The sequence below is a fragment of the Paraburkholderia sp. SIMBA_027 genome (genome assembly GCF_046535315.1).
Taxonomy (GTDB): Bacteria; Pseudomonadota; Gammaproteobacteria; order Burkholderiales; family Burkholderiaceae; genus Paraburkholderia; species Paraburkholderia tropica.
Map to the genome: position 1 here is coordinate 1 of NZ_JAWRWY010001050.1, position 256 is coordinate 256.

At 62.5% G+C, this 256-nt stretch carries 1 protein-coding gene; it reads left to right on the forward strand.

Features of this window, described 5'->3' with window-relative positions; translation table 11 throughout:
• A partial coding sequence (locus SB764_RS42330; protein WP_410867083.1) for an SbcC/MukB-like Walker B domain-containing protein occupies nucleotides 1-256 on the forward strand: 256 nt, incomplete at both ends.

The window sequence follows — 256 nt, forward strand, 5'->3', positions numbered from 1 at the left end:
GTGAAAAGGCTGGGATCGCAAACTCCGGAGGACCGTCGTTGGCGGGCCGAGGTGTTGGATGTCCGCGGGCACCTGTTCATTCAATGCAAGGAGCACCGCGACGTCCCGGGCAAGGCCGACGTTCCGGGCAAGTCGAGCAAGAAGAGGACGGAAGTCTTCATGCACGCGGACACTGGCTCCATGTCCGGCGGCGAGCGCCAACGATTCACCGCGTTCATCATGGCAGCGGCTTTGAGCTACCAGTTGGGCATTGCCG